The organism is Rhodococcus sp. B10, assembly GCF_011770055.1.
Taxonomy (GTDB): domain Bacteria; phylum Actinomycetota; class Actinomycetes; order Mycobacteriales; family Mycobacteriaceae; genus Rhodococcoides; species Rhodococcoides kyotonensis_B.
Genome location: NZ_JAAFYV010000043.1, coordinates 36,100 through 46,167, shown reverse-complemented (window position 1 = coordinate 46,167; position 10,068 = coordinate 36,100). Strand labels below are relative to the sequence as shown.

Here is a 10,068-nt window from a genome sequence, read left to right as displayed (position 1 = left end):
CGGTGGGGGTGGGCCGGCGGGGTTCGCTGCGCTATAGTTGACAGCACACTGTCAAATACGGAGGTAGCGATGTCGACGATCGTTCTGTACGCAACCGACACCATGGCGGACTGGGAGTACGGCTACCTGGTTGCCGGGGTTGCCATGGCTCGGGAACAGGGTGACGACCGGTACGAGCTGCGGGTGCTGTCCGACGACGGGCAGGAAGTCACGACGCTCGGCGGACTGCATGTCCGGCCCGACGGCGACCTCTCCGACCTCGACACCGAATCCGTTGCAGCGCTTGTTCTTCCGGGCGGGAACACGTGGAACGAGGGTCACGAGAAGGTTCTCGGACTCGCGTCGGCGCTGGTCGAGAAGGGCACGCCCGTCGGCGGCATCTGCGGCGCGACGCTCGGGCTCGCGCGAACCGGCCTGCTGAATGCGAAGAAGCACACCAGCAATGCGCCCGAATTCCTCACCAGCGCCACCGAATACAGCGGCAGCCTCTACTACGAAGACGCACGGGTGGCCGTCGACGGCACACTCGTCACGGCACCGGGAACTGCACCACTCGAGTTCTCGAAGGCGATCTTCGAACTGCTGCAGCTGTTCCCCCAGCCGATCGTCGACGCCTGGTACGGCCTCTACAGCACGGGAGAGAAGAGGTACTACGACGTACTCGCCGGCGGCGGCGCGTGAGCGAGCGCTCTGCCGCCGGGGATGCGCTGACGAACCTGGTGTTGCCGGCGTTCGAGCTCAACGGCGAATTCCTGGCCGCGGCGAAAGACATCGCCGAGCCTGCCGGTCTGACGCCCGCATGGTGGCAGGTACTGGGCGCCACGCTCGACGAGCCGTTGGCCGTCGCCGAGATCGCCCGACGCGTCGGCCTCGGTCTCGCTCGCCAATCCGTGCAGCGGACGGCGGACATCCTCGTCGACAAGGGCTGGGCCGAGTACGTCGACAATCCGAAACACCGACGCGCCAAGCTGTTACGGCCCACGCAGAACGGGCGGGATACCCTCGGGAGGCTGAGAGAAGACCAGCACGCCTGGGCCGACGCCGTCGGCAAGGAGGTCGGTCTCGACGAGCTGAAACGAACCCGCGAGTCGATCGCGAGGATCGTCGCCGCGTCCCGTCGCTATCGCTCCACTCCCAGCGTCGAGTAGTACTCCTTCTGCGACGGGTAGTAGTCGTCGAAACTCGGCAGCGGGGTGCCGTCGCGCGAGGCGAGCATCATGTCGAGGTAGTACTCCCACCCGGGCCCGATTTCGCCGACGCCCTCGGTGCTCGACAGGTGGTGGATCAGCGTCAGTGTGGTCGCGCCGGTGAGCCGGACGTCGATCTGCCAGCCACCTGTCGTCGAGACGGCCAGGCGAGAAGGGCTTTCGCACACGTCGATGTTCATGTCCATCCAGGGTGCGCCGTCCTCGAACAGCATCTGGACGTGAATGCTGTTCTCGGACAGACGTTCCCATGGTCCGTACCATCCCGCGGTGCGGTCGGAGTCGGTGAGCGTCGCCCACACGTCCTCGCGCGGCGCGGAGATGGTTCGGGTCAACTCGAGGTCGACGCCGGTATCGGTGCGGCGCAGAATTCCGGTGGGTGCCATGCGGGCATTATGCAGTGCCCTCGTGCGTGCGAATGTATAGCCCGCTATACATTCGCGCGCACGGGCGAAGCCGCCAACCGCCCACGCAGCACGAGCAGCAGCACGACGGCCATTGCCATGAACCCGCCGACGACCCAGAGGCCCGTCTTGGAGCTGCCGGTGGCGTCGAGCAGCCATCCCGTCATGTACGGCGCGACGAGCCCTGCCGAGGCGCCGATGGTGTTGACCAGGGCGATTCCGGCGGCGGCGCCGGCACCGGTGAGGAACGTCGTCGGCAGGTACCAGAAGACCGGCAGCGCCGAGAAGATGCCGACGGCGGTGAGCGTGATGACCACCATCGTCATGAGGGGCGAGCTCATGTACATCGCGACCGGGACGCTCACGGTGGCCAACGCGGTCGGCACGATGACGTGCCACATGCGTTCCTTCAGCCGGTCCGAGCGTCGCGACCACAGGATCATCGCGACGGACGAGATCAGGAACGGCACCGCGACGATCAGGCCGTTCTGCGCGATCGAGAACGTCGTGTCGAACTGCTTCGCGAAGCCGGCGACGATCGTCGGCAGGAAGAAGCTGATGGCGAACAGGCCGTAGCCGATACCGAAGTAGGTGACGCCGAGCAGCCAGACGTTCGGGTTGCGCAGCGAGCTACGGGCCGAGACGTGGCCGGTGTCGGCGGTCTCCGCGTGTTCGGTCTCCATGCGGCGGTCGAGCCACGTGCGCTCCTCGGTGCTGAGCCACTTCGCCTGACGCGGGCGGTCGGTGAGGTAGAACCACGCGGCGATGCCGAGAAGAACGGTCGGGATGCCCTCGACGAGGAACATGACGCGCCAGCCTTCGAGGCCGAACAGTCCGTGCCAGTACTGGATGATCGCCGACGAGATCGGTGCGCCCAGTGCGCTCGACAGCGGCAGGGCCACCATGAACACGCCGACCAAACGCACGCGGACCGCGCGGGGGAACCAGAACGTCAGGTACAGCATGATGCCGGGGAAGAAGCCGGCCTCGGCGATTCCGAGTGCGACGCGAGCGATGTTCAGCCACGTGGCGTTGGGAACGAACGCCATGAGAGCGGCAATCAGCCCCCAGGACACGAGGATTCGAGCGATCCAGCGTCGTGCGCCGAACTTGTGCAGCGCGAGGTTGCTGGGGACCTCGAGAAGAATGTAGCCGACGAAGAACAAGCCACTCGCCAGGCCGTACGCGGTCTCGGTCAGGCCGAGGTCCTCGCTCATCGTCAGCTTCGCGAACGCGATGTTCGTGCGGTCGATGTAGTTCAGGAAGTACGCGAGGCCGAGGAACGGAATCAGCCGCAGGGCGACTTTGCGCATCACCCGGCTTGCCATCTGATCGTCCGACGCCGGTTCGGCGGGGGAGTGTGTTCGTGACGTCATCGCGCTCCAGTCTCGAGGTCTGAACCCGTCGATTTCGTGGCGGGCTCACATACCTTGCATCCATAGTGACCTGAGTCACGACCGTCGGTTGACGAAGGCTCGGCCACGGGTTTCCTCTTTTTGTCGAAAAGGCGATGAGTACGCTCAGCGCATGTCCAGGGACAGTGTGCAGGCCATCGTGGATCGGTTCGGTGACGAGCTCGGTCGGTCCGTCGTGGTCAACGATCCGTACGTCAGAATGTTGTTCGCCAGCAGGCATTTCGGCGACGAGGACCCGGTGCGCATCAGGGCCATGCTCAACCGCGACGCGGGCAGCGAAGCCATCGGTCACTTGCTTGCCAGTGGCATCAACCAATGGACGAAACCGGGACGGATCGCCGGTTCCGACGCTCTCGGGTTGCACTCGCGCGCGGGCGTGCCCATTCGCTGGCGTGGAGAGGTGCTCGGGCAGATCCTCGTCATCGACGCCGACGGCGGCATCACCGACGGCGAGCTCACACGGATCGGCGAGGTCGCCGCGGAGATCGCACCCCTCATGGTCGTCGATCGTGCACCGCAGGACTCGGCCCAGTCGGAGGCGCTCGTCGCCGCCGCGCTCGGACTCGACGACGGTCGGCGCGAATCGGCACTGGCGGAACTCGTCGTGCAGCCGGGCGCGGTACGCGTCGTCACCCTGATGCTGCACCACGGCACCGACACGGATCTGACGTCGATCGCGTTGCGGCATGCGCTCGTGGCCGCCCGGTCACGCAGTCGAGGTGACGCCTTGCTCGCGGTCGACGGGTCGTCCGGCCATCTCGTCTATCTCGCGACGGCGATGCGTGACCTCGACACGATCGTCGCCGAAGCCCGCGCGATGGCACGGGACGCCGCCGACGTGGCCGGTCGGGGAGCGTCGATCACCGCAGGCGTCGGAGCCGAAGCCGCAGGATTCGCCGACGCGTGGCTGTCGGCACGTCAGGCGGGCCTCGCGGCGTCGATCGCGCGACGCGTCGGCCAGGACCCCGTCGTCGCCTGGGAGAACGCGGGGGTGTTGGGTGTGCTGGCCCGGGTGCCTACGTCGCAGTGGGACAGGACCGCCGTCCCCGACGAGCTACGTCGCCTCGCCGAGGCCGACCGGTCCGGCAGACTGCTCGAGACGCTGCGTGCCTTCCTCGATCATGCAGGCTCCGGACCTGCCGCGGCCGAGGCGCTGTTCATCCATCGGACGACGCTGTACTACCGGCTCGACCGAATTCGCGACGCGATCGGCGTCGACCTCGACGACGGAACCGTCCGGCTGAACCTGCATCTGGGCTTACGCGTCGCCGATCTCATGCGGGCCGAGGGGATCGAACCGTTCTGACACGTCAGCTCGCCGTGAGCTCCTTCGAGCGCAGTTCCTGCGGAACACCCTGTGGATACAGGACGACCTTGCAGGCGTCGCCGGTCAGCAGCTCGATCGCGCTTTCCACGTCCTCGAGCTCCATCCGGTGCGACACCAGACGCGACAGGTCGACGCGCCCCGACGCCACCAGCGCCGAAAGCTCGGTCCACGAATCCCAGATCCGACGGCCGAAGCTGCCCTTCAGTGTGAGACCTCGGCTGATGAGGTGACGCGTCGCGCTGAGTTCGACGGGTCGAGCCGTCAGGCCGACACTGACGACAGTCCCCTCACGCCGCGCCGCGTCCAGTCCTGCTTCCAGTGCGGGAAGCGCGCCCGAGCATTCGAGCACCAGGTCGACGCCTTCCGCCGGGCCGGTCAGGTCGCGAATGCGGTCGATCAGTCCGTCCCCGGCAGGGACCACGGTTCCCCCGAGCTCGGCCGCCATCGCGGCACGATGCGGATTCGGTTCGACGACCAGGACGTTCGCCCCGCGTGCCAGCGCAATCTGCAGTGCAGCCAAACCGATGGGTCCCGCACCACTGACCAGGACGTGCGCACCACTCAGGTCGAGACCGCTGCGCTGGACCGCGTGCATCGCACTGCCCGCCGGCTCGAGTAACGCGGCGGCTTCGAGGGACAGCTCGTCGGGAAGTCGAAAGCAGGTCGACGCAGGAACGACGAGACGCTCCGCGAACGCGCCGTCGATCGTCAGTCCGAGCAGATCCATCCGCAGGCAGTTGTGTGCGTTGCCGCGTCGACACTGATAGCAGTCCAGGCAGGCGACGTGCGTTTCGACGGCGACGCGGTCACCCACGTGCAGAGCGGACACATCCCGTCCGATCTCGACGACGACGCCCGCGCACTCGTGCCCGGTGACGACCGGTAGACGCAGACCGAGGTCGCGCACGGCAGGCCCGTACTCGTACGTCTCGCGGTCGGTTCCGCAGACGGACACCGCGCCGACGTCGATGCGCACCTGGTCCGGGCCGAGAGGCCGATCGGGCAGGTCGTTCACCAGGTCGAATCCCGGCTTGGGCTCGGTCTTGAGCACTGCGCGCACGTTGTGAGGCCTCTCGTTCCGCGGTGTGGGTCCGCCCAGTGTGTGCGTGACGCCGATCACCGGCATCGGGCCGGGAGTGAGGAAACAGGACGGGCTTTCCTCTTTCTGTCGCATCCGGACGTCGTTCGACAAAAAGAGGAAATGACGGTTCGGGTCCTCGTCGGAGGGCGGTTCTCCCGCGTGCCCTCGCGGACCACCATGACTGACTGTGGGGAAGTGACCTGCCTCACGCACGACGAGGAGAGGAAGCCACGTGACCGCACCGCACATCATCGGCTGGGCGCACACCAAGTTCGGCAAGAGCGAGAGTCCCGACGTCGAAGCCCTGATCGCCGAGGTCTCGTTGGCGGCGATCGCCGACGCGGGCGTCGACGCGAAGGACGTCGACCTCGTCACCGTCGGCGTGTTCAACAACGGCTTCTCCCAGCAGGGTTTCGAAGGCGCCCTGGTCGGCGCCGGACAACCCGACCTCGCGCTGGTTCCCTCGATCCACGTCGAAAATGCATGTTCGACGGGTAGTGCCGCGCTGTTCACCGCCCTCGACAACCTGCAGGCAGGTCGAAGCCGCATCGCCCTCGTCGTCGGCGCCGAGAAGATGACCGCCACGCGGAACGACAAGATCAACGACATCCTGCTCGCCGGCTGCCACCGCGCGTCGGAGTCGCACATGGGCAGTTTCGCCGGAGTGTTCGCCGACCTGGCCGATCAGTACGCGGCACGGTACGACGATCCCCACGACGCGATGGCACGCATCGCCGCGAAGAACCACCGCAACGGCGTCGACAACCCGTATGCGCACCTGCGCCGCGACCTCGGGTTCGACTTCTGCAGAACACCGTCGGAGAAGAACCCGACCGTCGTCGGCCGACTGCTGCGCACCGACTGCTCTCTCGTGTCCGACGGCGCGGCGGCGATGGTCGTCGCATTGCCCGACGTTGCCGCCACCGCCCGACGCTCCGTCCGCATCGCCGGCCGTGCACAGGCGAACGACCATCTGGCGATCGCCCGTCGCGCCGATGCGTTGGCGTTCGACGGTGCCGCCCGGGCGTTCCGTGGCGCGTTGACCGACGCGGGTACGACCCTCGACGATCTCGATCTTCTCGAGACGCACGACTGCTTCACCATCGCCGAGTTGCTGCAGTACGAAGCATTCGGGCTCGCGGCGCCGGGCAAGGGAGCCGAGGTACTCGCCGAGGGACGCACCGAGCGTGACGGCATCCTGCCGGTGAACCGTTCCGGGGGACTGAAGGCGAAGGGCCACCCCCTCGGTGCGACGGGTGTGTCCCAACACGTCATGGCCGCACTGCAGTTGACGGGCGAGGCAGGGGACATGCAATTGCCGACGGCCGATCGCGCTGCGGTCTTCAACATGGGCGGCGCGGCAGTCGCCAACTACGCAACTGTTCTGGAGGCAACACGATGACGACGACGCGCAGAGCGGTCAACCTGGCCGAGATTCTGAGCCAGACCGCGCGCAGGGTCGCGGGCGGTACTGCCGTCGTACACGGTGAAACACGTTGGAGCTGGCGGGAACTGAACTCGCAGGTGGACTCGCTCGCCGCCGAACTGGAACGCCGTGGTGTGTCCAAGGGCGACGTCGTGCTGATCGACAGCCCCAACCACCCCGAGTTCATTACCGCGATGTTCGCGACCTGGCGCGTCGGAGCTGTTCTCGCACCGGTCAATTCGCGGCTGCACGACGACGACGTCGTCGTGATCGCCGGAGTGTGCCGTCCCGTCGTCGTGATCGGGCACTCGTCGACGCGGTCGCACGTCGACGCGATTCGCGCGGCGCACGAGCTCTCGGGCGGAGTGCTGTGGATCGAGAGCAGCAGCGACGACGCGATATCGGCTGTGCCGTCGGGCATTCCGGCTGCGGTGTCGACGTGGGAGGGCGACCCGGCGTGGTACTTCTTCACGTCCGGCACGAGCGGAACCCCCAAGGCGGCGATTCTCACCCACGACCAACTCGGGTTCGTCATCAACAACCACCTCGCCGATCTCATGCCGACGACCGATTCCGACCACGCGTCCCTCGTCGTCGCTCCACTGTCGCACGGGGCGGGCATGCACATGCTGCCGCAGGTCGCGCGTGGTGCGACGACGGTTCTGCCGTCCTCGGTCAGTCTTGATCCGGCGGAGGTGTGGTCCCTCGTCGAACGTGAACGGGTGACCAACATGTTCACCGTCCCGACGATCCTGAAGGTTCTGGTCGACCATCGGGCCGTCGAGGAGCACGACCATTCGTCGCTGCAGTACGTCATCTACGCGGGCGCGCCGATGTACACGGCCGATCAGGAGCGTGCGCGTCGGATCCTCGGCGAGGTGCTGGTCCAGTACTACGGGCTCGCCGAGGTCACGGGCAACATCACGGTGCTGCCGAGTCGAGAGCACGGTCGGCCTGTGCCCGAGGGACTTTCGGCCGGCACGTGCGGATTCCCCCGCACGGGAATGCTCGTGAGCGTCCAGGACGAGTCGGGTGCCGAAGTGCCCTCCGGGGAGATCGGTGAGCTCTGCGTCGCCGGACCCGCCGTGTTCGCCGGGTACCTGAACAATCCGAAGGCCAACGCGGATGCGTTCCGCGACGGATGGTTTCGCACCGGTGACCTCGGCGTCGTGGATGCCGACGGCTATGTCTACGTGACGGGGCGGTCGTCGGACATGTACATCTCGGGCGGTTCCAACATCCACCCGCGCGACATCGAGGAGAAGATCCTCACCCATGGCGCGATCGACGAGGTCGCGGTTCTCGGCGTCCCCGACCCGAAGTGGGGTGAGGTCGGCGTCGCGATCTGCGTTCTCGCCGAGGGCAAGTCGGTCACCGCGGAGGAGCTGACGACATGGCTCGGAGCGAAGATGGCGCGATACAAACTGCCGCGGCACGTGCTGTTCTGGGATGCGCTGCCCAAGTCGGGGTACGGCAAGATCGTCAAGCGCACCATTCGCGACGAACTGGCGGCTCGCGAATGGGGGCCGTACGCACCGGTTCTGGAGGGGGCGTCGTGACCTCGACGTTCCTCGCTCCGCTGGTGCATCCCGGCCCTCGGGCTCCCCAGCGCCTCGAATCCGTGTCGTGCGCGACGGCCGTCGAACGAATCTCGCTCGAGCCCGGCCGTCGGTTGGTCGACGCGATCGACGACGAATTAGCGCGTCTGGGTGCGGATTCCGCGCAGGTCGAGCTGCTCGGCGGCCCGTTGGCGCGCGTCTCGTACTGCATTCCGGATCTGTGCCACGACGGATCGCGTGCGGCGTGGTACAGCGAGACGCACGAGGCCGTGACGCCTGCGACGATCATCGGCGGTAGCGCATCCGTCGGACGTCGTGACGGTGAGCGGTTCATGCATTGCCACGCAGCGTGGTTCGACGCATACGGGCAGCTGCGCGGCGGACACCTGTGGCCCGACACCGTCGTCGGGGCCACGCCGGTGGAGATCGTGCTGCACGTATTCGACTCGGTCGCACTGACCAGCGGCGAGGATTCCGAGACGCTGATGCCGGTCTTCACGCCGTCGGCGTCGCGTATCGGCTCGGTGGCAGGCACGCGACGGGCCGTCATGACCCGGGTGCGTCCGGGCGTCGAGATCCACGATGCGGTGCGTGAGGTGATGGGGAACGCGGACATGCGTCGGGCATCGGTTCGTGGAAGCCTCGGAAGCCTGGTCGGCGCAACACTTCTGCGCGACGGCGATCCGGTGTCCGTCGACGGCCCGGCCACCGAAGTGGCCATCGCGGGCCACATGGGACCGGACGACACTCATCTGTCGGTGCTGGTGATGGATCGGCACGGCGCCGTCCACGTCGGAGAACTCGCCGAGCGCGGGAACCTCGTCGCGGTGACGTTCGAGCTTCTGGTCGAGGAGATCGGGTCGTGACGGGCCGTCTGGCGGGCAAGGTTGCACTGGTCTTCGGCGCCGGGTCGAGCGGATCGGGCGTCGGAAACGGCCGTGCCGCTGCGGTGTCGTTCGCTCGCGAGGGTGCGACCGTGGTCGCCGTCGATCGCAGCGCCGAGGAGGCCGAGCTGACGGCGAAGATGATTCGCGACGAAGGCTGCACCGCAGCAGCGTTCGGTGCGGATGTGACGCAGGAGGCCGAGGTGGCGGAGTGTATCGCTGCGGCCGCCGACGAATTCGGTGCACCGACGGTGTTGCACAACAACGTCGGTGTCACCACCGTCGGGGACATCACCGACATGGACCGGGCGACGTGGGATGCAGCGCTCGCGGTCAACCTGACCGGGGTCTTCCTGACGTGCAAGCACACGATTCCGCTGATGCTGTCCGCGGGCGGTGGCTCGATCGTCAACGTGTCGTCGACCGCGAGTATCCGGTACACCGGCTTCACGTACCCGAGCTATTCGGCGACGAAGGCGGCGGTCAACCAGCTGACGGTCTCGCTCGCACTCGAGTACGCAGCGCGCGGAATACGCGTCAACGCAGTGCTTCCCGGCCTGATCGACACCCCGCTCGTCGCAGGTCAGCTCGGTGGGGCGGATCCGGCGACGATCGAAGCCCGTCACGCCGCGAGCCCGACGGGTCGCATGGGTTCGCCGTGGGACGTGGCTGCTGCGGCGGTCTTCCTGGCGTCGGACGAGGCCGCATACGTCAACGGGGTCTGCCTTCCCGTCGACGGGGGATTGGCGGTGCGAGCGCTGTGACTA

General features: G+C 67.1%; 10 protein-coding genes. 7 read left to right on the top strand and 3 right to left on the bottom strand.

Annotated features, from left to right (window positions below; all coding sequences use genetic code 11):
- Positions 1-69 precede the first annotated feature (69 nt).
- Together RhoFasB10_RS22965 and RhoFasB10_RS22960 are read left to right on the top strand one after the other, a co-directional pair.
- Positions 70-681, top strand: coding sequence for a DJ-1/PfpI family protein (locus RhoFasB10_RS22965; RefSeq protein WP_167678783.1), 612 nt, complete (start codon positions 70-72; stop codon positions 679-681).
- Entirely contained in the window at positions 678-1,148 is a 471-nt protein-coding gene (locus RhoFasB10_RS22960; RefSeq protein WP_114331067.1) for a helix-turn-helix domain-containing protein, read from the top strand. Before RhoFasB10_RS22965 ends, RhoFasB10_RS22960 begins: the two co-directional genes overlap by 4 nt.
- Here the strand turns inward: RhoFasB10_RS22960 and RhoFasB10_RS22955 are convergent.
- Both RhoFasB10_RS22955 and RhoFasB10_RS22950 read right to left on the bottom strand, forming a co-directional pair.
- Entirely contained in the window at positions 1,121-1,591 is a 471-nt protein-coding gene (locus RhoFasB10_RS22955; RefSeq protein ID WP_167678780.1) for an ATPase, read from the bottom strand. The two genes, RhoFasB10_RS22960 and RhoFasB10_RS22955, sit on opposite strands and share 28 nt — an antisense overlap.
- Positions 1,592-1,635: 44 nt before the next feature.
- Positions 1,636-2,985: an MFS transporter gene (locus RhoFasB10_RS22950; RefSeq protein ID WP_167678778.1), complete on the bottom strand. Its 1,350-nt coding sequence runs from the start codon at positions 2,983-2,985 to the stop codon at positions 1,636-1,638.
- 151 nt (positions 2,986-3,136) lie between these two features.
- Between RhoFasB10_RS22950 and RhoFasB10_RS22945 the strand changes: the two genes are divergently transcribed.
- The gene (locus tag RhoFasB10_RS22945) at positions 3,137-4,330 is read left to right on the top strand and encodes a helix-turn-helix domain-containing protein (RefSeq protein WP_114331069.1); all 1,194 of its coding nucleotides are present in this window, start codon (positions 3,137-3,139) and stop codon (positions 4,328-4,330) included.
- Positions 4,331-4,334: 4 nt separating this feature from the next.
- Here RhoFasB10_RS22945 and RhoFasB10_RS22940 read toward each other — a convergent pair whose 3' ends face one another.
- The gene (locus RhoFasB10_RS22940) at positions 4,335-5,525 is read right to left on the bottom strand and encodes an alcohol dehydrogenase catalytic domain-containing protein (protein WP_240931413.1); all 1,191 of its coding nucleotides are present in this window, start codon (positions 5,523-5,525) and stop codon (positions 4,335-4,337) included.
- A gap of 139 nt (positions 5,526-5,664) precedes the next feature.
- Here RhoFasB10_RS22940 and RhoFasB10_RS22935 point away from each other — a divergent pair, with 139 nt between their 5' ends.
- The 4 genes from RhoFasB10_RS22935 to RhoFasB10_RS22920 are packed head-to-tail and all read left to right on the top strand — an operon-like array spanning position 5,665 to position 10,065.
- Entirely contained in the window at positions 5,665-6,834 is a 1,170-nt protein-coding gene (locus RhoFasB10_RS22935; RefSeq protein WP_068429833.1) for a thiolase domain-containing protein, read from the top strand.
- Positions 6,831-8,417 carry an AMP-binding protein gene (locus tag RhoFasB10_RS22930; protein WP_084423911.1) on the top strand — a complete coding sequence of 529 codons (1,587 nt, stop codon included), beginning with the start codon at positions 6,831-6,833 and terminating at the stop codon, positions 8,415-8,417. Before RhoFasB10_RS22935 ends, RhoFasB10_RS22930 begins: the two co-directional genes overlap by 4 nt.
- A complete protein-coding gene (locus RhoFasB10_RS22925) occupies positions 8,414-9,283 on the top strand; it encodes a DUF296 domain-containing protein (protein WP_254303600.1) in 870 nt (289 codons plus the stop codon). Before RhoFasB10_RS22930 ends, RhoFasB10_RS22925 begins: the two co-directional genes overlap by 4 nt.
- Positions 9,280-10,065 carry an SDR family NAD(P)-dependent oxidoreductase gene (locus RhoFasB10_RS22920; RefSeq protein WP_068429842.1) on the top strand — a complete coding sequence of 262 codons (786 nt, stop codon included), beginning with the start codon at positions 9,280-9,282 and terminating at the stop codon, positions 10,063-10,065. Before RhoFasB10_RS22925 ends, RhoFasB10_RS22920 begins: the two co-directional genes overlap by 4 nt.
- The last annotated feature ends 3 nt before the right edge of the window (positions 10,066-10,068 follow it).